The sequence below is a fragment of the Bradyrhizobium sp. ARR65 genome, from assembly GCF_000472385.1.
Classification (GTDB): domain Bacteria; phylum Pseudomonadota; class Alphaproteobacteria; order Rhizobiales; family Xanthobacteraceae; genus Bradyrhizobium.
In genome coordinates this window covers 15,603-41,558 of sequence record NZ_AWZU01000045.1, presented here as the reverse complement: position 1 = coordinate 41,558, position 25,956 = coordinate 15,603, and the positions used below count along the sequence as shown (strand labels likewise).

22 protein-coding genes and 1 pseudogene are annotated in these 25,956 nt (G+C 59.7%); 6 read left to right on the top strand and 17 right to left on the bottom strand.

Features of this window, described 5'->3' with window-relative positions; genetic code table 11:
* Positions 1-361: 361 nt before the first annotated feature.
* Positions 362-637 (bottom strand): DNA -binding domain-containing protein, encoded by a 276-nt coding sequence (locus F758_RS0133615; RefSeq protein WP_024511989.1) that lies wholly within the window; start codon positions 635-637, stop codon positions 362-364.
* Positions 638-834: 197 nt separating this feature from the next.
* Here F758_RS0133615 and F758_RS0133610 point away from each other — a divergent pair, with 197 nt between their 5' ends.
* Positions 835-1,062, top strand: coding sequence for a helix-turn-helix domain-containing protein (locus F758_RS0133610; protein WP_024511988.1), 228 nt, complete (start codon positions 835-837; stop codon positions 1,060-1,062).
* Between the two features lie 201 nt (positions 1,063-1,263).
* On the opposite strand, the gene F758_RS0133605 is transcribed toward F758_RS0133610, so the two are convergent.
* The 6 genes from F758_RS0133605 to F758_RS51440 form a co-directional block, all read right to left on the bottom strand.
* The gene (locus F758_RS0133605) at positions 1,264-1,584 is read right to left on the bottom strand and encodes a DUF736 domain-containing protein (protein ID WP_024511987.1); all 321 of its coding nucleotides are present in this window, start codon (positions 1,582-1,584) and stop codon (positions 1,264-1,266) included.
* Positions 1,585-2,750: 1,166 nt separating this feature from the next.
* Positions 2,751-3,686, bottom strand: coding sequence for a DUF2493 domain-containing protein (locus F758_RS0133600; protein WP_024511986.1), 936 nt, complete (start codon positions 3,684-3,686; stop codon positions 2,751-2,753).
* Positions 3,687-4,057: 371 nt separating this feature from the next.
* Positions 4,058-5,119, bottom strand: coding sequence for a DUF7146 domain-containing protein (locus F758_RS0133595; RefSeq protein ID WP_024511985.1), 1,062 nt, complete (start codon positions 5,117-5,119; stop codon positions 4,058-4,060).
* Positions 5,119-5,499, bottom strand: a complete 381-nt coding sequence (locus F758_RS0133590; RefSeq protein ID WP_024511984.1) for a hypothetical protein — start codon at positions 5,497-5,499, stop codon at positions 5,119-5,121. The genes F758_RS0133595 and F758_RS0133590 overlap by 1 nt, the downstream gene beginning before the upstream one ends.
* A gap of 96 nt (positions 5,500-5,595) precedes the next feature.
* Positions 5,596-6,549 (bottom strand): ArdC family protein, encoded by a 954-nt coding sequence (locus F758_RS0133585; RefSeq protein WP_024511983.1) that lies wholly within the window; start codon positions 6,547-6,549, stop codon positions 5,596-5,598.
* Positions 6,550-7,433: 884 nt separating this feature from the next.
* Positions 7,434-7,817 carry a hypothetical protein gene (locus F758_RS51440; protein ID WP_157450264.1) on the bottom strand — a complete coding sequence of 128 codons (384 nt, stop codon included), beginning with the start codon at positions 7,815-7,817 and terminating at the stop codon, positions 7,434-7,436.
* A gap of 848 nt (positions 7,818-8,665) precedes the next feature.
* Here F758_RS51440 and F758_RS45160 point away from each other — a divergent pair.
* Positions 8,666-9,961, top strand: a complete 1,296-nt coding sequence (locus F758_RS45160) for a site-specific integrase (RefSeq protein ID WP_157450263.1) — start codon at positions 8,666-8,668, stop codon at positions 9,959-9,961.
* Here F758_RS45160 and F758_RS50050 read toward each other — a convergent pair.
* The 3 genes from F758_RS50050 to F758_RS0133560 all read right to left on the bottom strand — a co-directional run bounded on the left by F758_RS50050 (position 9,881) and on the right by F758_RS0133560 (position 13,325).
* Positions 9,881-10,423: a DMT family transporter gene (locus F758_RS50050; protein ID WP_157450262.1), complete on the bottom strand. Its 543-nt coding sequence runs from the start codon at positions 10,421-10,423 to the stop codon at positions 9,881-9,883. The two genes, F758_RS45160 and F758_RS50050, sit on opposite strands and share 81 nt — an antisense overlap.
* 105 nt (positions 10,424-10,528) lie before the next feature.
* The gene (locus F758_RS0133565) at positions 10,529-10,957 is read right to left on the bottom strand and encodes a flagellar biosynthesis repressor FlbT (protein ID WP_024511979.1); all 429 of its coding nucleotides are present in this window, start codon (positions 10,955-10,957) and stop codon (positions 10,529-10,531) included.
* Positions 10,958-11,069: 112 nt separating this feature from the next.
* The gene (locus tag F758_RS0133560) at positions 11,070-13,325 is read right to left on the bottom strand and encodes a DUF1522 domain-containing protein (RefSeq protein WP_024511978.1); all 2,256 of its coding nucleotides are present in this window, start codon (positions 13,323-13,325) and stop codon (positions 11,070-11,072) included.
* Positions 13,326-14,926: 1,601 nt separating this feature from the next.
* Here F758_RS0133560 and F758_RS0133545 point away from each other — a divergent pair.
* Entirely contained in the window at positions 14,927-15,196 is a 270-nt protein-coding gene (locus tag F758_RS0133545) for a hypothetical protein (RefSeq protein ID WP_024511977.1), read from the top strand.
* A gap of 396 nt (positions 15,197-15,592) precedes the next feature.
* Here the strand turns inward: F758_RS0133545 and F758_RS0133535 are convergent, their stop codons facing one another.
* The 6 genes from F758_RS0133535 to F758_RS0133510 form a co-directional block, all read right to left on the bottom strand.
* Complete coding sequence (locus F758_RS0133535; protein WP_024511976.1) at positions 15,593-15,814, bottom strand: hypothetical protein; 222 nt, start codon at positions 15,812-15,814, stop codon at positions 15,593-15,595.
* 23 nt (positions 15,815-15,837) lie between these two features.
* Entirely contained in the window at positions 15,838-17,484 is a 1,647-nt protein-coding gene (locus tag F758_RS0133530) for a tetratricopeptide repeat protein (protein WP_084305841.1), read from the bottom strand.
* 359 nt (positions 17,485-17,843) lie between these two features.
* Positions 17,844-18,332, bottom strand: a complete 489-nt coding sequence (locus tag F758_RS46770; RefSeq protein ID WP_157450261.1) for a hypothetical protein — start codon at positions 18,330-18,332, stop codon at positions 17,844-17,846.
* Between the two features lie 520 nt (positions 18,333-18,852).
* Positions 18,853-20,046 (bottom strand): glycosyltransferase, encoded by a 1,194-nt coding sequence (locus F758_RS0133520; protein ID WP_157450260.1) that lies wholly within the window; start codon positions 20,044-20,046, stop codon positions 18,853-18,855.
* Positions 20,047-20,098: 52 nt separating this feature from the next.
* Positions 20,099-20,254, bottom strand: coding sequence for a hypothetical protein (locus F758_RS50045; protein WP_157450259.1), 156 nt, complete (start codon positions 20,252-20,254; stop codon positions 20,099-20,101).
* 202 nt (positions 20,255-20,456) lie between these two features.
* Positions 20,457-21,038 (bottom strand): D-sedoheptulose 7-phosphate isomerase, encoded by a 582-nt coding sequence (locus tag F758_RS0133510; protein ID WP_035724008.1) that lies wholly within the window; start codon positions 21,036-21,038, stop codon positions 20,457-20,459.
* A gap of 435 nt (positions 21,039-21,473) precedes the next feature.
* Between F758_RS0133510 and F758_RS0133505 the strand changes: the two genes are divergently transcribed.
* The 3 genes and pseudogenes from F758_RS0133505 to F758_RS45150 form a co-directional block, all read left to right on the top strand.
* Positions 21,474-22,886: a mannose-1-phosphate guanylyltransferase/mannose-6-phosphate isomerase gene (locus tag F758_RS0133505; RefSeq protein WP_024511971.1), complete on the top strand. Its 1,413-nt coding sequence runs from the start codon at positions 21,474-21,476 to the stop codon at positions 22,884-22,886.
* 618 nt (positions 22,887-23,504) lie between these two features.
* A complete protein-coding gene (gene tnpB / locus F758_RS53495) occupies positions 23,505-23,741 on the top strand; it encodes an IS66 family insertion sequence element accessory protein TnpB (RefSeq protein WP_084305856.1) in 237 nt (78 codons plus the stop codon).
* 75 nt (positions 23,742-23,816) lie between these two features.
* Positions 23,817-24,530 (top strand): annotated as a pseudogene (locus tag F758_RS45150) (transposase domain-containing protein); the annotation flags it as partial.
* A gap of 513 nt (positions 24,531-25,043) precedes the next feature.
* On the opposite strand, the gene F758_RS0133495 reads toward F758_RS45150, so the two are convergent.
* Entirely contained in the window at positions 25,044-25,823 is a 780-nt protein-coding gene (locus tag F758_RS0133495) for a methyltransferase domain-containing protein (RefSeq protein ID WP_198026624.1), read from the bottom strand.
* Positions 25,824-25,956 lie beyond the last annotated feature (133 nt).

The following is a 25,956-nucleotide window of genomic DNA, read 5'->3' as shown; positions in this document are numbered from 1 at the left end:
TCGTCATTGTCGGGCAGCTCGCGTAGATCGGCGCGTTGAACGAGGACTTTCCAAGCGTTAGCGAGAGAGTAGTCGCGCGACGAGTGCGCGCCGACCCGGTCCCGGTCCACGCAGCTGCGGAAACCCCGCCCGTTCTGGCTCTAGCGGTTGGAGTCGGCAAGCAATGGGGACGGCCTGGCCGATGGCTTCACAGTGGCGATCTCGCCCTGGCAATTGTTGCCGATCCCTCCCCGAAAACGGCATCTCACAAAACAGGCTGTCGGGTGAGTTGTCAAACATGCATCACGTGATGCGTGCAGGCGATCACAATGTCGGACAGGAATTCTGACCTCGCTCGCGACTTTCCGGATGGCAGATTCTCCTAGTCAGCGCCGCCGCGAAGCAAATGGCGGTAACCGTGGTCTGCCATCCATTTTGCTCTCGCCAAGTGGCTGCTATATGCATTTCGAGCGCGAGCGGGCTCACGTTCCGGGTCAATACGCAGTACGATCCGTGCCACTTCCTGCCAATCGGCGCGGTCGGCCTCAGCATCAAGCAGTCGCCAGTATGTCACCAGATGCTGCTCGTCGTATGACGTAAGCCGCGCATCTGTCGGCGCCCAGTCCGCGACATCTGGCTCAAGCGGCGATGTCTGCATGATAATCCTGCAAGAACAATGCGATCCGGGGTAATGGGTGTGCTTGCCCGACACGCATTGAAAGCCGCACCTTTAGCCGCATTCTGCCGATCGAGCCCCCAATCAAGATTTAGTCCATCAGGGCGGGAAAGGTTGGCTCCCCTTTTGTAGAAAATACTCCGTGGTGGAATACTCTGCAAGAGGCTGCCCTCCGGGGCATGAACATCCGAGAGGTACTGGCGCTAAATTTGAGAAAACTCCGGCAGGTGAAAGGCCTGTCGCAAGAGGAATTGGCGCACCGCGCGGATATCGACCGGACTTACATAAGCGCGCTCGAGCGGAGCGTCTATGCCGCCAGTATTGATGTGGTTGATAACCTAGCCCAGGTATTGGGCGTTGAAGCAGCCGATCTTCTCAAGCGGCCTTCGCGATCGAAGTCAGACTGAGGCGTAAAAGCTAGAACTCAAGCGGTCCGGTCAGCATGAGCCGGCGATCACCAGCACGCTGGCGCCAGACTTTCGGCATCAAACGTTTCCGGGCCGAATTGGAGGACGCTAACGATCTTAAATTTGCATGCACGTGTCCTGCTGTCTGCTGCAAAGGAAGAGCCCGCCCGATCTACTCGGGCGGGGCAGGCACCGCGAGTTCTATTCGCCGTTCTTCCGCGGCCGCGACCAGAGCAGCGTGTAACCGTCGCCGTCTTCGTCGTCGAACAGGTTCGCGTAGATCGGTGCATTGAACGAGGGGTCGTCGAGCTTGAGCGAGAGATAGTCGCGGCCCTCCTCGGAGCGCTTCGACCAGGCCGCTCCGATCTCGGCGCGGCCCACGTAGACCCTGTGGCTGGGCGCGTTCTCGCTTCCGCGATCGGGCTCGGCAAGGATGCGGACCCCCCTGACCTGCAGGCTAAGCGTGATGATCTCGCCCTGGAGGTCATTGCCGACTTTCTTGAAAGAACCGATGATAGCCATGTCACTTCTCCTTCAGTTGTTTCGAGCCCGCGACCACCGCGGGCCTCGATGGCGCTTCAGCTGGCGAGGACGATCGGCGACGCACCCAGTTGCGGGCCGGAGCGCAGCGGAGGACGCCGTCGTGGAGACTTTCTTGACCCGCGAGGAATGGGCTTCAGCCCAGGGGAAGAAAGTCTTGAGACGGCGTTGCGGCTCAGACGATCGAGGCGCAGCCGGTCTTCGGCAGATTGAGCCATCAAGAGGCGAGGTGCGTCCGCGCGCCGAACAGCATCGGGGAGAAGACGTGGCTAATATCGGCTGCACCATGCAAGAGGTCGGCTTGATCCAGCGCAGAGAAAGAAACAGCGTGCGGGAAAAGACGGACATCGTTTGCCGGAACTCAGCTGCGACCGCAACCGAACCATTTTCCACTACGCGCTGCGCCGAACGATCAACATCGCGGTCCTCTTGCGCTCCGAAGCGGTCGCCCAGCACGGCACAGATCGACAGGCCCGATCAGGCAGCTGCCGACGAAACGGTTAGACCCCGAGGCGAAGGATCACCCGCCGTCCGTATTGGGCGCAAAGACAGGTAGCCTCGCCGCGAGCCGCCCTGCCCGATTGAGACGGCGTCGATCCACCAGCAGCCGCGTCGACGTGCGGTCCAGGTACAGCTTTGCGGCAGACAAGGACATTACGCCGACCCTGCGATGCCCGAGGATCGCCAGCTAATGCTGCCGGGGAACAAAAGCCTAAAAAGCATGGGGCACAGCACTAACGGCGGCCGGTTGGAACGAGCGGAGCAATCGCGCTTATCAGCTCAGCTTCGGCCAATGCCTGTGAGGAGCGGACCAATAGTTCTGCCAACCTATGGAGTGAGGCCACACTGCCAATAAAGAAAGGAAGAGCGCATACCGCGAGTTCAAGGACGAGCCGGCAGATGACCCAATCCGGAAGCATATCCGAATTGATCGAATGGTAAGCATGGTGGTGGCCCGACCTGAAAGCTGAGCGTAACGCCTTCCACGACCAGGGCGCTATTCAAAATGCGTCCGAGACGATGCGTCAAGAAGCGAGGCAAATCCGGTATGCTTCGATTGCTCCCGCGGTCGATCGCAGAAGACAGCGTCGAGCCAGCAAGGCTGCCGACGCAATTGGGTCTGATTTTGACGATGACCAAGACGGCGCTTACGCGCCGCCATCGCCGAACTTCCAGACAGGAATGCCGAGCCGCCTCGCCTTGTCAGCGAGATTGTCCTGGATGCCGGTGCCAGGGAAGACCATGACTCCAATGGGCACCAGCGCCAGCATCGCATCGTTTCGTTTGAATGGCGCAGCCTTGGCGTGCTTTATCCAGTCGGGCTTAAAGGCGATTTGCGGTACCTTGCGGCTCGTCGCCCATTTGGCGGCGATCAGTTCGGCACCTTTCGGCGAGCCGCCGTGCAGCAGAATCATGTCGCTGTGCTTGGCGTGGACCTTGTCGAGACGGTCCCAGATGAGACGGTGGTCGTTGAAGTCGAGGCCACCGGTCAGTGCGACCTTGGGTCCGGCCGGCAGCATCACCTGTGTCTCGGCGCGGTGTTTTGCAGCGAGGAACTCTCTGGAGTCGATCATCGCCGCGGTGAGGGAGCGATGGTTGACAAGTGATCCGGAGCGGGGCCGCCAGGGCGAGCCGGTGTGGGCCTCAAAGCGCTCGATGGCCTGATCGCGGAAGACCTCGATACAGTTGCGACGCTCGATCAACGAAATGCCTTCCGCGGTGAGCCGCTCGAGTTCGACCGATCGGACCTCCGAGCCGTCCTGCTCACGCTGACTCTTCCGCTGCGCCTGTTCATTGTCGTCGAGGTCGCGCTCGATACGGTGCGTCGCGCGATGGAACAGATTGACAGTCGACCAGAGCAGGTCTTCTAGGTCGGCCTCCATGCGGGTGTCGCTCAGGGTCGCTACGAGGGCATCAAAGATGTCGGCCACGGCGATGGCGATCGTCTTGCCTTCGGGAAGCGGCCTAGCGTCAGGCTCGTCGCTGAACGGTCGGTAGCCGAACAGTTGCAATTCGGTCAGAACGTGATCGGTTGGGGACGAGGTGTGCGGCGGTTCGAATTCGGTGTCGTCATGGTCGGTCATGGGAAGAGGTCCTTTGCCGGATCGGCCGCGCCCATCGCGGCCTTCGTGGCGATCTCTCAGACGGCGAGCGCGACGGACCAGAACCCGCAGCGACGTATCCGCCGAAGCCCGTGGGGCGTAGGTGGAAGCGGAGGGCCGAAGCGGCAGCGGAGGATGGCAGAGGCGCGGCTATTTTGCCTGGCGATGCAAAGGCGGCATCACCCAAAGCTTATCTTGATCTTGATCGCCGCCGGCGGAAAATAGCCGCACTTCTGCCATTGCCGGTCCGGCGCGCTGGCCGTCCGATCGCCCTCTAGAAGGCCGGCGCGGCTCTGTCCGACGGCATGGCCTCGCCGTGACTGGCCGTCGACTTCGAGTTCGAACGCCGGAACCTATTTCCCGATCGCTGTCCCTGAAGGCAAGAAGTGGACGAGGTCCTGCGGTGCGATCTGAATGCGCAAGGCTGCCCGAAGGTCCTCGACGCCAAAGCTGCGCAGATCTTCATTGAAATCGCCAAGCAGAGGAGACAATGCGATCGCCTCGATACCGACCGCTTCCGCGCGCTGGGTCAAGGCTGTCACAGCCGCATCTCCCGCCGTATCGGCGTCCCGGGCGATATAGAGCCTGCGCAGCCCAGGCGGGAGCAAGATCGCGGCCAGGTGGTTGGCCGAAAGCGCGGCGGCCATCGGCAAGGTCGGCAGTACATAGCGTAGAGAGAGCATGGTCTCCAAGCCCTCACCGGCCGCGAGCACGTCATTCGCCACCCCGAACCGGACCGCATTGCCGAGAAGATCGCCCATTGCCCGCCGCGGCGTATCGACCGGGGCCTTACCCAATCGAGCGGGATCAAAGCCGGCCGGATCGAGCCAGGTTCGGTGCGCGCCAGTAATTCGGCCAGCAAGATCCGTGACGCAAGCTATCATCGCGGGCCAGGTCTCTGCGGGCGACTCGTCGTCCGTACGGTAGTAGCAGCGTGGATGGAAGCGCAGGGCACCACCATGGTACGCCTCGGCAATGCCGCGATGGCGCAGATACGCCTCCACGATGGTGTTCTCAGTCGGCCGCGACATCGCAAACAGTCGTCGGGCCGCTCTTCGCGATCTGCCCTCGATCTCTGGTAGAACGGGTTGCGCCAGTCGCTGCGGATCCGGACGCGGAAGGTTCAGGAAGCGTCGCGCCTCTGCAACAACATCCCGAAAGTCGCTCAAGCCCATGCTCTCGCGAATGACATCGAGAAGGTCGCCATGCTCTCCGGTGGCGGCATCCGTCCATTTGCCGGCTGGTCCCTTCGGCGACTCACCGAGCCGGACGAACGTCGAGCGTCCCGGCGTGTTTCGGGCATCGCCGATCAGCCAGTAACCGCCCACGCGCCGGCCGTTGGAGAGATAGTGGCGGCACACCGCTTCGGCCTCGCGCGCGAGACGGTGTGCCAATTCGGCGGCATCGCGTGGCATCACGCGGCCGCGCCTTCGCAAATGCCGTCGACTGGGTAGCGTTCCGGGACCTTAGCCATAACTCTGGCGGCGCTGATACCGGCGGCGACGACCCTACGGAGCTTCCAGCAGATGATCTCGTGGAAGAGCTTGTAGGATCTGAGACGGTCGGGCATTCCCACGCTGAAGCCCGAGAGCCTAATGCGGTGTGCGCCCATGACGCGGACGCGCCAAAGCGGCGACCCACTGGCAAGGTCAATGCTCTCAGGCAATTGCTCAATCGAGAAAGGAGCATTCGCTTGGCGGACATTCAACTCGCTCAGCACCTTCTTGCTGAAGGACGCATCGTGCGAGGACGACAACGCGATCTTTTGGACAGCCCTTGACATCTTGTTCTCCACGACGAGCGGCCGAAAGCCTTTCTCTCGGCCTCAACCCGTCGCGGACACTGGCTCCGCCCTCTCACTCTCTTTTCGCGATTACAAATCGAAGATCGTTCATGCGGCCTCGCAGTCGGCAGGTTGCGCCGTTGTGGCCGCCGCGGCATCTGGTAGGAATCCAAGAAGATAGTCGGCAACCTTGCTGGCCTGCGCGGCAGCGCGCACGATCGCGCGATTGTCTTCGTGCAAGGCCTTGAGCCAGGAACCGATGTAATCGGCATGCCGCACGCTTGGGACGATGCCCAGCGACGCGCAGCAGAAGGCGGCGGAGATCTCGGCAATGATCTCCTCGAATGCGTATTTCTGCGTGCCAAAAGCACCCGACAGATCGCGATTGAGACGCGAAGAATGGCCGCTCGCATGCGCCAATTCGTGAAGCGCTGTCCGGTGCCAATTGATCGGCTCGAAATAGGCCGCTGACGGCGGTACTTGAACGTAATCCTCGGAAGGACAGTAAAAGGCTTTGTTACCACCAATCCGGAAATCGATGCCGCTTGCACCGATCAGCGCTTCGACCTGCGGCTCGATCATGTGCGGCAATGGCGTAGGCGCCGCAGAACTCTTGGCATTCAGATCAGCGCATTGGTCCGTGTTGAAAGCAGTGAAGCGCTTCAGAAATGGAACGGCCTGGGCTTCGTCTCCGGTTTCAATCGCCCTCTTCTTTTCCTCCTCAGGCACGAAGCGATCAGCATAGACAATCGTCGTGCCGCGCTCGCCCTTGCGGACATGACCACCCAGCGACAATGCCTGGCGGAAGGTGACCCAGCTCTGGCTTGAAAATCCCCGCTCGATGACCGCGCTCCAGAGGATCAGGACGTTGATTCCGCTATATCGCCGGCGCGTCGCGGCGTTCTCCGGCATCGCAAGCGGTGCTTTGACGGCCGCCGACCCCCATGGCTGCACCCAGGGCACGCACCCGGCCTCCAGCTCGGCGATGATCTTGTTCGAAATTTCCTCATAGAAGTTGGTCTGGCTGGCGCTGTCCCGCGAGTTTCGATCATGGTTAGGCATTGCGTCTCTCCGCAACGGGCGGCGCGAGCTCTCTCGCGTCTACGAACCCGTCACGGCAAAGCCGGCCTTCACTCTTACTCTTGCACCGTATTGGCACTGAGGCAGACGCTTTAGACCAGCGGCATCCGCGAACTTGCGATCAGAGTGGCACCCGATGTCGGGAGCAGCCGCAGTGGCCGCAGTCACATGGAAGAGATTTGGAAGCGGAGCAACTCGCGGGCGTGAGCCCGCAAAAAGAGCAGCCGTACGAGCGTCAGCATCGCGCCGCCTTCAGGCGGGACGCGGGACCGACTGCTGTCCCGAGACCGGTTAACAAGGCACCCGCAGGAGGGTCAGCATAGCGCCGGCGCGGAACGCGACGGGACCCGGGACCGAGTGCCTCCGGCGAGGGACACAATTTGAAGCGCGAGGGATCGAAGCCATCGAAGGGCCGAGACGGAAACCGGCTCGGTTCACGAGAGCCCAGCGCGGCACATGCCGCGCGCGCACAGATCAAGTTTTGTCAATGGAGGCAATCGAGGGCGATCAGCTAGGGCCAGTCGCTCTCAAGGCCGCCAAAGCGATAGGAGTGCGGTGGGGAACACTTGTCGTTTCCGACCAGGGAAGATTGGCGCGGCCTCCACGTCAGGTGAGGAACAGATTTGTCGGATTTCGGCGTGCAAGTCCGAGCCGCAAGGCAACGCAGATCAACTCCTGCATACCCGGTCGCGAAAGGCTGGATCGGCAGACGCGTGGCATCTTACCTTAGGGTTCCTCTATTTTGGCTAGGTTCCGGATAGCCAATGCAGGATCAAAGCCGATCGCTTTTGCAATATCGAGGAATTCTAGAACGCCGATCCTCAGTTCCCCGCCTTCGATCATCGCGACATACGATTGATAACGGCCTAGGCGCTTTGCAAGTTCGCCTGACCGGCCTTGGTGATTAGGTTCGGGATGCTCTTCGGGATGTTCAGCGGTACAACAGCTCCAATACGGCACGTTGCGTTCGAGCCAGCCGATATCGCGCAGACACCGAAGAACTTGCCCACGCGGAAGAAGGACGTCGTGTAGATTCGCAGGTGTGAGGAAGGCTCATAGCGCTCCCCTGAACGAACCCCGACACTCCATCCTTTAGCTCGTCGGAACCGCCCGAATTTGATATCGCGCCATTCCGACAAGCCGAAATCCAACTGCAGGTTCAATGTAGCTTTGGCGGAACGTTTGTCGGAATAGCGATTGATTTTGCTAGGTAAGCATTCGCCTCTCCTCCAGTGGCCGAACGTTGCCACACCCGGTAAATCTGCCGCATCGCCATGTCGATCTAGCCATCGGGCGCGCTGTGTCGCCGACAGGGCGCGACGTGGTGTGGTCCGTCTATAAGTCCATCTGCGACAATGTTGACTGAACCGGCGGGCAACCGGCTATGCGAAACGTTCGTGCATCGCGCTTAATGGTCCCAACGAGAGGCTAAGGCAAAAGGTTCGGTGCTGGTACAGCAACATCGGCGCATTTTGTCGCGTTGCCTTGCACCTCACTGTACTTCGTTCGCGCACCCGACAGGCAGTGATCCCTCCCGTCAGTTTGCATCACGCGTCCTATTTGCACTCCGCGCCAGCCGATTTCCACATCTGCTCTCGCCGAATCTTTTTCTCTGAAGTCTTCTGCATTTCCATATCGAAGTGGAGTTGAACGCAAGGTATTGAGGCATGCAGAAGCAAAAAAAGCTCGAGGCACGCTGAGCTATTGCGATCGGCCCTTTCCGGATCTTCCACCAGGGCAGGACCAGTCAAGAGATCGTCCGGCTTAGTAACCGATATAGGTTAGACATTTACAGATCGACTGCATTGATGCGCGAACCGGCGTCCATCGCACCACGTACTCCCCTCCCCGCCCGGTATCCCCCGGTCGGCACGTGGCCGGCACTCATGCGCGCCGATATGGCCGCCGCCTACCTGGATTATCGAGACACAGCTGAACTCGCACGCGCTGTCCGGCGCGGGGAGGCCCCACCACCAATCGCCTATCACGGAACTGGGCGCACGCGACAGCCAGTGTGGTCGAAGGCCGTCATTGATAGCCTCGCTGTGCAAACCAGGGCTACGGGTCATGACAGATCGGAAGATTTGGCCTCTCTTGTATGAAATTGACCCAAGCTCCGTCGAAACTTCCCCGCTACTGCCGGCCAAAGCCATTGAAAAGTGGTCGATGGGCATACTTCTTTGAGCCGCCGACTTGGGCTCGCAAGCAGGGCTGCCATGTCAAGGCTGAAGCATTGGGTGATGACTACGCGGCTGCCGTAGACCGAGCCGAAAATGTGCTGTTGCCCGCCTTCGACAGCTGGCGTTCAAGAGGATTGACCGACATGGTTCCGGCTTCGCCCACGCCCGGCAGTTTCGATTGGTTGGTCAGTGTCTTCCGGGCGCATCAAAAGTGGAAAGAAGTGGATCACAAAACACAGCGCCTGTACGAACAGGGTCTGGCGCTCTTCGCGAACCACAAGCTGAAGGATGGTAGCCGCGCGGGCTCAAAGCAACTTTCTGATTTCACGAAAGCATTCGTGGATGCAGTTTACGCGAAGCTGCTCGTCGTGGAACACGAAGACGCAGATGGCAACGTAGTCAAGCGCGAGCGCCGCCGCTTTGCAAATGCAGCCATGACCGCTTGCAGGCGCGCCTGGTTTGTTGGTCAGCGCGCTCAAGAAACGAAAGTGCCGGCGATCAACCCATTCTCGCGGATGGGCCTAAAAGCCCGAGCGCCTGGTCAGCCAGCGCGTCAGACGCCCACGGCAACTTGGGACGAGCTCGTCGCATTCAGGATGGCCGCGACGCAGCTTGGATACGGCTCAGTCGGAACGGCCGCGTTATTGACTTGGGAGTGGTTGCAGCGCGAGGAACACGTGTTCGGCGCTTTCGAGATCTCTCACTATCGGCCAAAAGAGCGGCCGAACAGCGTGAGGATTGTGCATCCGAAGAATGGCGAGGAGGCCTGGTGGCCCCTGTTCGACGAGGGGGGCGCGCCTCTTTTCCCGGAACTGATGGCCGAGCTCGATGCCATCAAGGAAACGATCGTCTCGGGACTGGTCTTTCGGCGCGATCATGAGCACCGCAGGTCACGTACCCCGCTCCCGTGGATCACAGCACGCAAGGATCTGCGTTACCTCCGGAGTATCGTAAAGAAGATAGCCGCAGCAGCTGGGCTTCGAAGCGAACTCTCATTTACCTCATTCCGTCACGGTGGCTTCACTGAAGGCGCCGACAGCGATCTCACAGATGCTGAGTTACGGGCGGCTGCCCGTCATCGGTCTACACGCCAACTGCCGACCTACGCCAAACGCACGCGCAAACAGTTGATCTCAGGCTCCAAGAAGCGCCGAGATGAGCGAACAAGAGCAGCGCTCGTCGCTTGTTGGAACAACGTGCAATCTCTTGATTGACTGTGAAACTTCGTCCGGTGCCTCTCTGCGCTCGCCGCCGCGCGCGCAAACCGCTTCGTCACTAACGGGCGGCACCGTGAGGTAAGCCGCCGTTGTCATGACCTTCTGCTCACCCATCATTTCAGAGCTGCAATTGCGATCAAGCCGACCGAAATGAGAGCCACGCTGACCAGCTTCTTGAATGACAAAAGGTTCTCTGAGCACAGTGACGCCGATCAGGGTGCTGAACAGCACGCTGCACTCTCTAAACGCGGTGATGTTGGCGACGGGATTGAAACTGAGCGCCCAGACGAACACGGTGAAGGACGCAACGCCAAGCACTCCGCAATCAGCGTTCGCGCTCTCGGCCGCGCCATCGCCGGCCGACGGAAGCGACCAATGGCACTTGAGTTTAGCTGCAAGTAGTTTCAGCGAAAGACCAGGATTCGAATTGTCAGATCCGATTTCGGTGGCGCGAACCAAGCCGGTCGTACCTTTCGAGGAGCCCAAACCGAGTCTCCAATCCAACCCAAGGGGCGGCAGGCTCGCCAGCGCTAATCACGGGTGATCGGCCGGATTTTGCGCCGATCACCCCGACCTCGCCAGCTTGTTCGTCGTAGGAAGCCCTTTGGATTCGCTTGGATATACGGCGAATGCTGACGGTCTTATCAGCTTTTTGAGATCCTTCAGTGCCTTGTAATATTTATTGCCGGTGACCAGACCATCCACGGCATTGAGTTCCGAGCAGAGTGAGGGTTCATCTTTCGTCGCCTGGACCATCAACCGCAAATAGGACCCCTGGTAACTTGCCGGGGCCGCCTCTAGGTACATCTGCTGAATGCAGCAATATAGTTGTTCGAGCGAGTTGGTGGCGGCACTCGGCTGAAGAAAATCCTTTGCGCGGAGTATCGGCGTATCGCCTTCGAGAACAAAGCAGGTTCTCTGATGAGAATTTGTGAGAACGCTCCTGCCGATGTACAGCTTCTCGAAAGGGCCTAAATCAAATCGCAGGGGCATCACATACCTCGATCGTGATGCTCGATCTTCAAGGAAGATGGTTAACAAGATGATAAAAAACGGCGGGGCCGAAGCCCCGCCGCCATGATTGTCTGTAGGCTCTTTGCCGAGATCAGCGCAGGAGCTGCAACACGCTCTGCTGCGACTGGTTGGCCAGCGAGAGCGCGGAGACCGCGATCGACTGACGGGTCGACAGCGCCTGGCTGTTGGCCGCTTCCTCGTTGGTATCGGCCAGCGTCAGGTTGGACGAGCCGGTCTGCAGCACGTTGATCAGGTTCTTGTTGAAGTCCTGACGGACCTGCACGACGGACAGGTTCGAACCCAGGGTCGACGCCTCCGACCGCAGCGTGCTAGCTGCCGTGGTCAGAGTGGTCAGCACCTTGTTCGTCGCGTTGTTGTCGATGAAGTCGACGCCGCTAACGAGATTGCTGAGCCCGAGACCCGCGGCATTGAACGTGACGCCGGTGATGTTGAGGCTCGATTTGCCGGTCTCGTCGAACACCAGCTTGAGCTGATCGCCATTCAGCAGGTTGACGCCGTTGAAGGAGGCGTCCTGCGCGGTAGTGTTGATCTGCTGCAAGATGTTGTTGTACTGGTTGACCAGGCTCGCGCGCGCTGTCTGCGCGACGGGATCGGCCACCGGGGCCGAAGCCGTCGACCACGTCAACGTGCTGGTGATGCTGCCGCCGATTGCGCCGCCCGCGGCCGTCGAACCCAGTGTCGAGGACGCGTAGTCGTTGGTGGCGGAGATCGTGAGGTTGCCGTTGGCATCGATCGTCGCTGTCAGGTTGTTGGCCTGCAGCGCCTGGTTGAGCTGGTCCAGGGTCTTGACCGTGCCGTTGGTTCCGTCGCCGAAAGTGACATTGACCGCCGTGCCGCCGTTGAAGGAGGTGAAGGTCAAAGTCTTGCCGCTGATGCCGCCGACGCCGGAGGTCCGAGCCGCGTTGAATGCGGTTGCCGTGCCGGTGGTCCCGGCGAGCCCGAGCGCGTTCAGCGCGTTGCCGGTACCGGTGATCGACAGGTCCGCATTGACGCCGGTCGAGAGCTTGAGCTGACCGCTGGCGTTGATCGACGACGCAATCTGACCCGAGGCGGTCGCTAAAGTAGCCGCACCGCCGGAGATCGTGGCAGTCTGTACACCGGTGGCAAGGTCGATCGCGTTCAGCACGTCGGCAACCGTGCCGGCCTGCAGATAAACGGTCGAGTTGCCGTTGCCATCGGTGACGACGTTGCCGCTGACACCAGAGCCCGTCGGGACGGCCGTGGACGCGGGAGTCGGCGCGTTTTTGAAGGTGATGATCTTGCCGTCGACGTTCAGACTCGAACCGTCCTGAATCAGCGAACCCAGCGAGGTGCTGCTGGTGGTCCGGTTAACGTTCACTGTGATGTTGCCGCCGCCCGTTGCCGCCGTCAGGCCCAGAGCCTTGAGGGTGTCGGCCTTACCGGTGAGAGCCAGGTCGGCGCCGCTCGAGCTGTTCAGGGTGACCACGCCGGCGGCAATCGACGATGCCGTCTGGCCGGCGCTTGTGGTGATCGTCGCAGCGCCAGCGCTGATCGCAGCAGTTTGCACGCCACTGGCAAGATCAATCGCGGTGAGCAGGTCGTTGACGGTCGCCTTCGGCGTGCCGGAGGTGCCGAGATAGACGGTCGAATTGCCATTGCCGTCAGTGACGATGTTGCCGCTGACGCCAGAGCCGGCCGAAACGCCACTGGTGCTCGGGGCGTTACCGGCCGCGAAGGTGATGGTGTGGCCGTTAACAACGAACGTATCGCCGGCCGCCGGGGACGATGACAGGGTCGTTGAGGTGGTGGTGCCGATCAGGGTATCGGTGCCAGCCAGGGCGGTCGTTCCGTCGGCCGCCTTAACGGCCGTACCAGTGTCAACGCCGGCAGTGGCGCCGAGCTTGGAAGCCGACGTCGCCGCGGTGGTACCGCCGGCCGCGCCGCTATAGAGCACGTTGGTCAGGGCCGTGGCGCTAGCAAAAGTGGTAGTGCCGCGCAAATCCGCTGACGTCGCGCCCGCGATCTTCGTCGAGACGTTCGACTTCGTGGAATAGCCGACGGTGGTCTGCAGCGCCTGGTTCGCGATCGACTTCGCGGAGTCGAGCAGCTTCTGCAGCGAGGTGATGCCGGTGTTGGCGGCCTGCAGCACCTGTACACCGTTGCCGATGCTGTCGAGCAGGTTGTTGATGTCGCTGGCGCGGTTGTCGAGCGACTGGGCGGTGAAGAAGTTGGTCGGATTGTCGAGAGCGGAGTTGACCTTCTTACCCGTGGCCAAACGGTTTTGGGTGGTGGCGAGCAGATCAGCGGTCGACTGGAGAGAGAGGAGGTTCTGGCGAACCGATGCCGAGAGAACAATGCCGGACATTGTGTTTCCTTCTGGGTTCAGCGTCAATTCTTTGACGCTCCTCTTGCTATCGGAGAGGGATTAACAATGGCTGTCCGCACATGGTTAATGTCTTATGAACTCCGGACTGCACTCTCTTTACGCGATGAGGAGGTCGCGAGCGGCCAAGATGCAATGAGTCGGGGCGCGAGAAGGCCAACATTGAAGAGAAGACTAACATTACTGCCTCTGAAAATCGGCCCAGTTACCCTGACCTTCGATACCGAACACCCGATTGGAAATCCGCCCGCGATACCAGAGTCATGAAATCGCCAATCACGGTTTGCATTCGGAGGCAGCACACGTGGCATGGACGGCGTACGCGCGGCACGCTTCCACTAGCGCTGAAAGTCGGCTGCCTTTGTAAACGTCGCCATCCCGATCGTGCTCCAGAAACCACAGGCCTGGGCATGGCTGGGATGGTGCAGAACCACCAGGGCCATCGCAACGAAAACGGATGACAGCAAGAGCACACGCATGCGGGTCGTACACCAAATATCTTGGTCGAAGCTTGGCCGACCAAGCGCTATGGATGCCGCCCCGGCTCGGCGCCGACGTTGCGCAATCGGGCCCATTCTGATAGCCAATGGAAGGCTGGGAGGAAAAACAAGCATCAATGATCTGGATCGCGGTGTCTGGCTGGCTCGCGTTTTGCGCGGCGCTGGTTGTGGTTCGTCTATCGCGGCAGCCGCGGCCAGAGTTTCGGGAACGGTTGCTTCGATGGGTGGTGCGGGGCGCGAGGCGACCGCTTCCGAAGGGCGAGCGGTTGCGCGGGCGGCGAGAGCGATAGGCGGGCGCCGGAGGCAGTCTCTGCCTCCTAATTTTTGCGAACTCCGACTCTGCGCAACTGTTGACCCGTCGCGGGTAGGTGATTGAAGCGTTGCCGCTATCGGCGGTAACACTCACGCTGCCGAATTGCTCGAGGAAGCCTTCGTTCCACCGCGCTGCATAATTCGTCAGCGATTGACGCATGGTGGGAAAAGCATAAAGGTCCCCACTTACGTCCCCAGGGCCCAGCTCGAGCCAAAGGCGAAGGGAAAATGATCAGACTGGTGGGAGGGCAATGATCCCAGACGTCGTCGACGATAATAGTACCGCAGCGCTGCTGCTCATTGTTCTCCTAGGTCTGCTAGCCGCCGCGATACTCGCGATTCAATATATCGTCCGGAAACGCGACGTCCTACACGGCGGCTTCATTGAAAGCCGAGACGACCGTGGCCGTTCCGGATAGGACCTTGCTGCCAGCACCGCAGCCTGCCTTCGCAATCGACGCCAGATTCAAAAAGAAGGGTGAGCGGCCCCCACGATCAGCCCAGTCCAGCTGCGGATCATGTGCGCCCGGCCATGCGCTGCCCCAACTCATAGCGACTAGGTCTGATCAGCGGAAGCATGCGGCTCCCTGCCCGCGCTCGCCGTAACCTTGAGCCCCGCCAAGAGCGCTGGGCGTACTCTGCTAGAAGGGGAAGGTCTGGGCCGGTTAGGAGATTCGTGGAGCCTACTCTCCACAGGAGTTCTGAATCAAAACCAGCGGGTTACGAACGCGTGCTTTTGTTCCAAGAGTAGTCTTTAGGCGGGGTAGCACGATGCTGATTGAGTTCGATCAAAACACGATCGCCAACATGACGGCAGCTCTTGAGTTTGTTTGCAAGAAGCTGCCCGCCAAAAACGACAACCGCGCGTCGCGGAAGCGAATAGCAGACGCCATGGTCGCTAGCGGGAAAGCCGGAAGGCGCACCTATGCTGATTTCGTAAGTGCGGGTTTTGCGGTGCTAGACGAGATCATCAAACAGCCTGAAGTCAAACGGTTCGGATTCAGGTGGTTGGCGTTTGTCGCCGCCCTGCGGCTTCGTTGATGCGTCAGACAGAACCAGCTCTATGCGGACGAGGGAAAACCCACTTTGTCTTGCCGAGAGAGTGATCATCCCGGCGTGACATGGCAGTGCCCATCACCGCCCCTTTCGCCAAACAGGCGGCGGCGCTGGCGATCATGGCAAGCCAATCTCGATACCCGCCGTCAGAGGGTGATCAGCTTGCCGCCACCGGGCAGGGGAATGGGATCGTCAAAGGTGCGGTGCCAGGCCTTATCCGGCATTTAGCGTAATCCCGGACCTTACGCCGCCTCTCAACCTCGAACGCGCAGAGAACTGGGCCTCATGGTCATGCTTGCGGGAGTGCAGCGCGTCTAAGTCAACACAAGTAAAAGCCCGGCTTCGGCTGGGAGCTTTTTGCGTTGGGGGAGTACCCCTTCGTCACCACGCCGACCTGATGAGCCGCTTGCGCTTCTCCGCTTCCGTCATCTCGCGATACTGCCATTCATCATTGATCAGGCGCCGCATCTTAGTGAGGCCGTGCGGATGCCACTCGTCCTTTGGTTGGTCTCGGTGTGCCCGTATCGCGATGATGATGAGGGTGAGGGGTAACAAAAAGACAATGCCGACAATCGATCCGAAGTAACTACTTCCAATTCCCATTTCCAATTCCAATCAATCCAACTTCAAAGCTCGCGTAGCGCCGCCGCGACCCGTTCCGGTACATCAGTCCAATCATCGCGCCGCGTCTGTCGAAACTGCCGCGCTGTCGGATACCACGGGCTGTCGGTGCGGCCGAACGGCCAGCGGAAATCCGTATGAAACGGCAGCAAAAGCCACACCGGCTTACCCATGGCACCGGCGAGATGCGACATCGACGTATCGACCGAGATCACCACGTCGAGCGCAGAGACCAGTGCGGCTGTGTCGGAGAAGTCATGGAGCTGCGCTGTGTGATCGTGCAAGGAGCTCTTTGCCAAGGCGTCGCGGTCGTGGTCCCGAACGTCCTTTTGCAGCGAGAACCATTCGACCGCGTCGGTCATGATGGGTAGAAGCGTTTCCAGCCGCATGCTGCGGTGTCGGTCGTTGATGAAGGCGCCGCCGCCCGCCCACGTGATGCCGATGCGCGGCTTGCGGTACTCGCCGAGCCGCGCGCGCCAAAATGTGGCCTTCTCTCGGTCCCCCTCGATATACGCACTAAAAACGGGGACTACGTCGGCGCCGAGCAGATAGGGGAGACTGAGGAGCGAGCATTGCACGTCGAAGTGCGGCAACGGCTCACCTTCCTCGATGATTGTGATATTCCCGAGCTGTGGCCGAAACAGCGGCGCCAGCGGCTTATAGGTCTCAAAGATCACGCGGCAATCCTCGCGCAGGATGAGGATCTTTAGATATCGAAAGAACTGCAGCGTGTCGCCAAGCCCTTGCTCGGAATGGATCAGGATGGCCCTGCCGGAAAGAGGCTCGCCGCGCCATTCTGGTTGTTCGAAGCTGCGCAGCCATGGCGCATACGACTTGCGCTTCAAGCGCCATTGGTAATGTCGCCAGCCCTCGACATAGTCACCGGCATCGAGCTTGATCAGAGCCTTGCCGAAATGCGCGTCGGCGTGCTCGGGGTCGAGCGCGATTACCTTGTCATAGATCCTGTCCGCCTCGGCATAGTGGTTCGCGTTGAGCAGCGCGACGGCAAGCCCAAAACTGGCACTGAAATGATTGGGATCGAGGGCGAGCGCGTTGCCGTAGGACAGCAGGGCGGCATCATAGTTTCGCAGATTGTAAAGCAGCACATTGCCATGCTCGCACCAGATGTTGGCGCTCGGCTCGAGTTTTAGAGCAGCGTTAAAGGCGACTAGTGCTTCATCATGGCGATCGAGCTTTCCGAGCGCGATGCCGCGATTATAGTGCGCCAAGGCGAATGAGGCATTGAGCGCGATCGCCTTGTCGAGAAAGAGCAGGGCTTCATCGATGCGCCCAAGTTCCAACAGCGCATCGCCGCAGTTGTAATTGGCTTCGGCGAAATTCGGCTTTAGCGCGATGGCTTTGGCGAAGGCCGCAAAAGCCTTGTCGTAACGCTTCAGCTTGAGGAGCGCGACGCCAAGATCATTGTTTGCTTCGGCATCGTTCGGGCTAACCTTAAGCGCCTTGCGGATCAGCCGCTCAGCCCGTTCGGCATTGCCTCGTTGGAATTCCAACACCCCTAGCAGGCGATTGGCGTCGAACTGCTTGCGATTAGCTCCAAGGACCGCTCGGTAAAGCTCTTCGGCTAACGTCAGGTTTCCTGCTCGATGCGCAGCGAGTGCTCGCTGCAAAGTCGCCCCCAAATCGATGTGCATTCCAATTCCAACCTACAACGTCACCTGCCCCCGCAGGTGGACTTTCCACAAGCGACGCTCCGCTTAACATCACTTCTGCCAGACCCGGCGCGGATAGAAGCGCAACCAGCGGGCGAGATCAATAGACGCTGTTGAACTCGACTTTAGTCGTGTGCATGCGAACGAGTTCTCGCTTGCGTTCGCGCATAAGTTAAAGAATGAAAAATTATCGACTCGACCAGGGGCACTCAAGGAGAAGTGCTTTGAACAAGATACGGCTGTTGTGCTCACCAAGCTTGGCCTACGCAAGAGGCAGTCACGGCTTTCGCACCTATCCAGTAAGCTGTGTTACGCCGCTAATGTAGCAATCGGCGCGGCGTTCAGGCCTTCACCGACTTCGGTATCGAAAACCCTGACCGCTGCCCGATCGCTTGCCAGATGGTGGACCGTCGCCACTGTTTACCTGGCCTCGGCAGGCGCGCCAGGAGTTGGTGCCATGTGATTCCCCAAAACGGCGGCAACCGCAGATTGATCCAAGGCACGGCATGATGTACGGCCCGCAGCTCGACCAATGATCGGCTGGTCGCCGCATCGACGAGGTCGCGACCAGGAATAATCACGACGTTGATCCGAACCGCCTTCCTCGCGATCAGCTCGCCGATGTACTCGTATAGCCAAGGCGATTTCACCACATAAGGCAAAGCCTCTGGTGCGGTAGACAGCGCAAGATCTTCAAATACAGCATTAGCCGCCTCGTCCCAGAACGCATGTTTACCTCGCCGGGAGATGTGCGTGTCGAGCCCCAATTCCGTGAGATAGCGTACGAGAAAGCTCGTCCCTGTCCGTCCCCAACCTTTGCGCAGCACCAATTGACGGTTAGACGCATCCCGCTGGTCATATCAGATTTACGAGAAAGCTCCGTGCGCTCGTTCAGATCGCTTTTGCTGTAGCAAGATTCGTGTAGCGCCCAGCTCTACCAGCCGCTGAGCAGCAAAGCCGATCATCTCGCGAAAAGGCCGGCGTCCGGGGCCTTCTGCACAAGCGCGCGAACGTTCATCATCTCGTCGGCCGTCGGTGATTCCTAGAATCCGGTCGGTATCAGCAACCCCGACGCCATCGGCAAGCCACATCGCTGGCTCGTCTTAGATCTCCTCGCCGGATCACGCGCAGCGTCACCTCGTGCAGATACACTTGCAGCGCACCCTCTAGCTCGGTGAACTCCGGCAGCAGGACTCGATCGACGAAGCCCGTGACGCACGGATCATCATCGTGTTGCGTCGCCGCCGGCGATAGCGAAACGGCCGCAGCCCATATCGGCGGCAAAGCGCGAGAAAAAGGTGCCGAGATCACTGGTCGGGACCCCCGTGCCTGCAATAGTTGTCGACAGTGTCAGCTGGGACAAAATGCTTTAGCTAGCCGCATCGGCTGCCGCGAGTGATTTAGTGTGTGCTCGTAGATCTGCCTTAGGCGCGAAGCCATGTCATCAATATTGGGCCGTGCCCAGCGTGCATTCTTGACATCAGTATAATGCCCTTGTGGATCGTTCACGGGCTCGATGTCATAGCCGACGGTGTAGATGCCTGGAAGGGACAGTATTTCAGCCGGGATGCGCCAATCGCAGGTGATCACTGGGGTGTTAGCCTGCGACGCTTCGACAAGATTGAGGCCATACCCTTCGGCCCTCGATGCTGACAAGTAGACATTGAGTGCGGCGTAAAAGTCGGCAATAGAAAGGTTTCGATCGCCCGTATAGAGCCGTATGCGCCGATCCCCGCCGATCGCGTATTGAAGTCTCGAAAATTCGCCGGGCCAGTCCTGAGCGTCTTTGGACCGCAGAATAAGGCAACAGTCTTCGTTGCCTGGAAATGCACGCTGAAACGCCGCCACGGCTGCCTCCGGGTTCTTCCGATAGTAGTTTGAGCCAATGGCAAACGAGTAGCCGGCGACAAAGGACGGGAGCTGTTCGGCCGTGCGTACGCGGGCGCGGTGCTCCGGCGATGGCGTCGGCAACGGGTCCTTGTCGATCGCATAGGGCAAGAGACGGAATGGCCGATCCGACTCTGCGAATAATCTCCTGAAGCTATCGATCAGGATGTCGGTGCCGGCCGATATCTCGTCAAATGAGCGCGTTGCCTCGGCCCAGAATGACGGTGTGTCTTCCAGCTCCCAGATCCAATGGGCAATGATCGTTCGGTTGAGAAGCCATGATTTGTCGAACAGGCGCAGCGCCGGTTGTCCGGGATTTGCAAAGAACACGACATCCGAAATATCGAGTTGGTAGCAGTCAGCTGGTGAAATGCCCTTGGGAACGATGTTTTTACGGCCAATCGACGATGAGATATCGACGCGCGTGACCTTGGAGCCTCGGGATTCGAGTGTGAGCGACAGAAGTTCGGCGGCACGCGAGACGCCCGTGCCCGAACTGAAATAGCCCACGACGGCGACATGGCTACCGTTGAATTTTCGAAGTGGGCGTTCCTGCCGAAGATTAAAACCGTCCTGGCGAAAATTGTAGCGGGTGTACGATCGAAAAGCCAAGCGCTGCAGTGGCGCCGGCAGCGCCTTAACAAATTTTCTAAGCACTGGTGGTCCCTCCCCGCTAACTTTATCACACTCTCAGGCTGATTCAACGCGGCTAGAAGCCCACTCCGGCGACCTTTTTGGGGATTGGTACAGCACTCAGCCCAAAAGACACCGCATGGATGCCGCCGCCCTGGTAGCGGCGAACGGTGGCGGCGACGCGCGGCCTTTCCACCGAGCTCGCGCGCTCCCACACCAACTTGAACCGCATCGAGTTTTAAACTCCCGAGTGAACCTACGCTGCTGCGCGATTTGCTCAGCCTTCTGCCTGAGCACGCTGTACTTACATTTGGCTCGCCCTCGGCGTTGGTCGCAAAGCGACAAAACCACCTCGCCTAGAGCTTGGGTCCTCGCCGCAAGGGTTCCTTGGAGGAGAAGCGCCGCCGGTATCCAGCCACGTGCGATGGCCTCACTTATATTCTGAAATTTTCGTCTATGGAGGCCTGTTCGACAGCGTCGCAAATGCCGTGCGCGACCGCGAGATGAACTTGCTGTATGATCGGTGTCTCATCAGTGGGCGCGACCAACAAGTGATCGCATTCGGCGCTCATGGCTCGGCCCTTGCTGCCGGTGAAGCCTATCGTGACGAGGCCGGCTGCGCGCGCGACACGCAGCGCCGCTAAAATGTTCGGCGAGCGGCCAGAGGTCGAAAGCGCGAGTAGCACGTCACCGCGCATACCCAAACCTTCGACCTGGCGGGCGAAGACGTGCTCGAACCCGTAGTCATTCGATAACGCGGTCAGCACCGAGGTGTCGGTGGTTAGGGCAATCGCAGGATAAGCGGACCGCTCCTTCTTGTAGCGGCCGACGATTTCGGCGGCGATGTGCTGGGCATCCGCAGCGCTACCGCCATTGCCCACGATCAGGAGCTTATTGCCGGCCCGCAGCCGCGCAATTATGGTCTCGGCGATATAACCCGCTGTCGCAAGAATCCCCGCATCGCGCGCACATCGCTCAAGGGCGACAAGCGAGCGCTCCAAATGTAGGCTAATCATGTCTTGGGTCTGTTGGCTCAAGATACACCAAACGTTATTGTCTCGCTTTCTACTGGGTTCGTCACGGCTGCGCTACCGTAATCCTTGAGCCGCCCTGTTCCGCTTGTTCAATTTTGGACCTGGTCTGGACCTTTCCACTCGAGTTCTAGAACGACGGCTGAACGTACGGCTTCATTGCGGACGAGATAGTCCGGAAAGCTGTCAACCAAAGGTTTGCGGAGCTTCGAGTGGGTCTCTCTGGTCAAGTACGTGGCTAGCCTCGGGGAGAGATTGGGTCCGACAGGATTAGCGGCAGGGACGCATTCGCTGTCAAGATACGTTCGAATCCTCCGAATTTTCAAATTCAGACGGCCTACAAGGCTGGCGCAATTCTCGAAACCGGGGTACTAGAAGGCCTAAACCGGGCCGCAGTCAGCGGTATAGTTTGAGATGGACATGGAAAAACGCATCATTCCATTGATCATGTGCGGTGGCGCGGGCACACGCCTGTGGCCCGCATCGCGCGAGGTACGCCCGAAGCAATTCCTGCCCCTATTCGGCACGCACTCGACCTTTCAAGAGACATTGCTACGTGTTTCCGACCCCATGCTGTTCGGTAGGCCCGTCGTTATCACAAATGCGGCTTACCGCTTCATGGTGCTTGAGCAATTGACCGAGATCGGCATTGAGGCGGATGTTCTGCTTGAGCCGATGCGACGCGATTCCGGCCCCGCGATTGCCGCCGGCGCCGTGTTCGCGCAGGCGCGCGATGGTGAGGCGATAGTGCTTGCCCTCGCTGCCGATCACGTCGTTCAGAACAAGGATGCCTTTACCGCAGCCTGCCGCGAGGGACTCGCCGCGGCGGAAACGGGACGCATCGTCACCTTTGGTGTAAAGCCCGAACGCCCAGCAACTGAATACGGCTACATTGATGCCGGTGAGCCAGTTTTGGGCGACGTGCGGGCCGTTGTTAAATTTGTCGAGAAGCCTAATGCGGTGACCGCTGCCGACTATGTCAACTCAGGCTACCTCTGGAACAGCGGCAATTTCATGTTTCCCGCTTCCGTCCTGCTTGACGAATATCAGAAGTTTGATGGTGAGATCGTGCGCGCGGCTGCTGATGCAGTCAGCAAAGCCGGACGCGATCTCGGCTTCATCACGCTTGAGCCCCAGGCTTTCAGCGCGGCCAAGGCGATCTCGATCGACTATGCCGTGATGGAGAAGACCTCGCGTGCAGCGGTGGTACCCGTCGATTGTGGCTGGTCCGATGTGGGCTCCTGGCGCGCGGTGTGGGAGCTATCAGAGAAGGACATGCAGGGCAACGCGGCGCGCGGGATTGCCGTGTTCGAAGATTCGCGCAACTGTAATGTCTCGACCGACCATGCGTTGGTAGCGCTGGAAGGCGTTGATGATCTTGTAGTTGTCGCGACAGCCGATGCTGTGCTCGTGTCCCGTCAGAAGGACGCCAATGGCCTCAAACGTCTGGTGGCAAAACTCAAGACAGTCGCGCCGCAGGTCACCGAGGAGCACCTGAAGGTGCACCGCCCCTGGGGCAGCTACCAATCTGTCGACAATGGGGACCGTCACCAGGTCAAGCGGATCGTGGTCAAGCCCGGCGGCCGGCTATCACTGCAGAAGCACCACCATCGTGCGGAGCACTGGATCGTGGTGCGTGGCACGGCGCAGGTCACTGTCAATGATACCGTCGCGACGGTGCACGAGAACGAATCGATCTATATCCCCATGGGCGCTGTGCACCGGCTGGAAAACCCGGGCAAGATCATGCTGGAACTGATCGAGGTGCAGACCGGCAGTTATCTGGGCGAAGACGATATCATCAGGATTGAAGACGACTATCAAAGGTCGTGAGTTGCGCGGTTGTCACTTTTGATAATGTCTAATTATTTATGGATTTCGTGGCAACAGCTCAATCAAGATCTGTTTCGACGTTTGGAGGTCGCCCACTGAAAGCAAAGCTCAGCGGATGAGAGGCCCTCGTGCAGCTCCATTTCCACCGCCAGCGCTAAGCTTGCGATTCGAGCAAAACTCCAAAATACCGAGCTCGCGCGGCGCCATTTATAGAGCTCGAAGGCCGCCCGCTCCCGACCACGTTTGAAGGTGCGAGCCGAACTGGCGTAGCCCTAAAAAGCCAGCTGACGAAGCAGGCCACACTAGACATCAATTGTAAGCGCCAAGGAGACCCCACATACCGGGTTGGCGAGAGATCTGAGAGTCTTCGGCGTGGAGTGCCGGAGATTTGGTGATGGAAATTTCTGTAAGTAAGCCTATGCCTGATGACAGAAATTGTCAGGTGATCGAAGCGCTAGAGGCTCGGCCGCTTCGGGGCCGCCGGGGCCGATCAGCCGAGGCGAAGGCGCGACTGGTTGAGGAAACGCTACAGCCGGGGTCGCCAGCCATCCGGTCGATTTTAGCTAGAAAAGGCCCGGACGGGCTTGCGGCCCTGGTGCGCGACGCCGGCTCGGATCCATTCAACCGGTTCGCTATACGTGTTCCAGGAGAGCGGATAGAATCAAGATTGTTTGGTGGGATGGATCCGGGATCTGTCTTCACTCGAAACGACTCGAGAAATCGAAGTTTTGTTGGCCGCGGATAGGTCCGCATCGGATCCAGCTCAATCACGCGCAGTTGCTGGCGCCGGTTGACGGGCTGAACTGGACGAAGGTTCGTCCGATCATTGTGAAGCGCCCGGAAACGGTCGGTTGACAACCCTGCGGCGAATGGAATCAGAGCGCCAAAAGGCTTGGGAAAGTGGCGGCGAGTCTGCTCTGATGGGCGGCGATGACGACGCCCGATCCAGAACTTCCGACGACCCTTGCCGAAGCCCATGCGCTGATCCTCGCCTTAGCGGCAGAGCGGCAGGCCATCGAGGCCGAGAACAGCCGGATCGCTTCCGAGATGGCAACAGTGGCGGCGGCCAACGCCAGTCTTGCTGCGGTCAACCAGACGGCCGATGCGCGGATCGTGGAGCTGACGGCGATCGTGAAGATTCTCGAGCGCACGCTGTACGGCACGCGCTCGGAACGCTTGCGTAGTGACAGGCCAAGCGACGAGCAGATCGCCTTCGCATTTGACGAGATCGCCACCGGGGTTGCAGCCATTGAAGCCGAACTGGCCAATGCTGGCGACAAGGACAAGCCGAAACGCGCGCCGCGGCCACGCAAGGAGTTCGGCGCGCATCTTGAGCGGATCGAGATCGTCATCGAGCCCGAGGTGCCCCCTGGCTGCGCAGGGTTGGAGAAGGTCCTGATCGGCGAGGACGTGTCGAAGCGCTTGGACGCGACGCCGGCGAAGTTCCGCCTGATTGTGACGCGCCGCCCGAAATACGCCTATCGCAACCGCGATGGCGTGCTTCAGGCTCCGGCCCCCGCCCATCTGATCGAGAGCGGCCTTGCAACCGAAGCACTTCTCGCCCAGATCGCGGTGGCCAAATACGCCGACGGCTTGCCGCTGTACCGGCAGGAGGCAATCTACGCGCGCGACGGTGTCGATCTCGCGCAATTATCGGCCCTACTGGAAGGCTTCGATTGGCGGCTTGTGCATGAGGCACGGGAGACGCTGGCGCCAACGCAGGCGGGATGGTTGTTGGGTCCAATAAGGACAGTTCTCAACAACACGCCTCATTCCGCAAGGGGGCCTTCACCGGTCTTCACCGGACAGATACCCTTGAGCGCGGCGCGAACCCGTGGGCTGCCATAGCGCTGTAACCGTTCGGTACCTACTTCGCCGGAGCGACACCTAGCCACCTAGCCCCCATTGGTAGCGCCGAAGATGCGAAGATGCTGAGTTGGCCGGCGCTGCACGGCTGCACGGCCGGAACAAAGGTTTAATGTGATCGAAGCCGATCGCCAGGCTCACGAGTTTGATTCAAACGCACCCCCAATGGAGGACGGCACTATAGATGCGGGCGAACTGACGGAAGGGGATGACCGCGAGCGTCTTTGTACGCTGATAGCGAACAGTACGCTGATAGAGAACACGCTGATTATGTCACAGATCGAATCCACCTCAAGCCGCTTCGATGATCAGCCCTATAGCCGTCGTGACGAAGCTACCGACGAGCAATTTCAAATGCGGATCATGGCGATAGGGCGGTACATCAACGTAGCGATCTTCTCGTGTGGCACCGTAAGTCCAATCGAGCTCGACCCGGTGGCCATCTCTCCGCAGTAGGGATACCGCTCGCTCGATGTCTTCGCGGCAAAACAAAACGGTGGCGCCTTCGCTCAGCGTATCAGTCTCGTATAGTAGCGAAGTGACGTTGAACTCGGTTGTGTGAGCCGCAACGCCCCCGCGCCGCAGGAGGCGCATGGCATCGAGGATAAACTTGATTCCCTGGTCGATCGAGCCAAGGTGCTCGAGCGAACACGCCGACCATATGAAATCAAAGCTGCCGGTCAGTTCGTCTGGAAGCGCACGCATATCCAGAGGGCGAAATGCTACGCGCTGACGAAAATCGGCTGGCGCGCACAGATCCGGGTATTCCAGAGTTGGTAAGCTGTCGGCGTGCTGCGCGGTTTCGACCCATCCAGCTTTTTCGGCCTCCACTTCGCCAAGGTCAGTCGCAAGGACCTCGCATCCCATGCCGGCGAATAGGGCCGGCAAAGGCTCCCGACCGACTGCAAATCCCAATCCGCGCTTGCCTAATCCCAGCATCCCGCGTTCTGCAAACGCTTGGGCTATATAGCCCCACTCCCATGTTTTGCGGTGAATGAACACCGAACCGTCAGGCCGCGTGATGCCGAAGCTGGGGATAACCGATCTTAGACGCTCGACCCACGGTTCCAATGACCGCAGCTCGTCTAGCGAACATATACGGGATTTAAGCATCTGGCTCTGCCTCGCCATTTTTGCGGCTCCCAAAGCCATAGGTGCGCAAGCATGCCAACAACACTGCGGGAGCTACGGCGGCCCGGCGTGC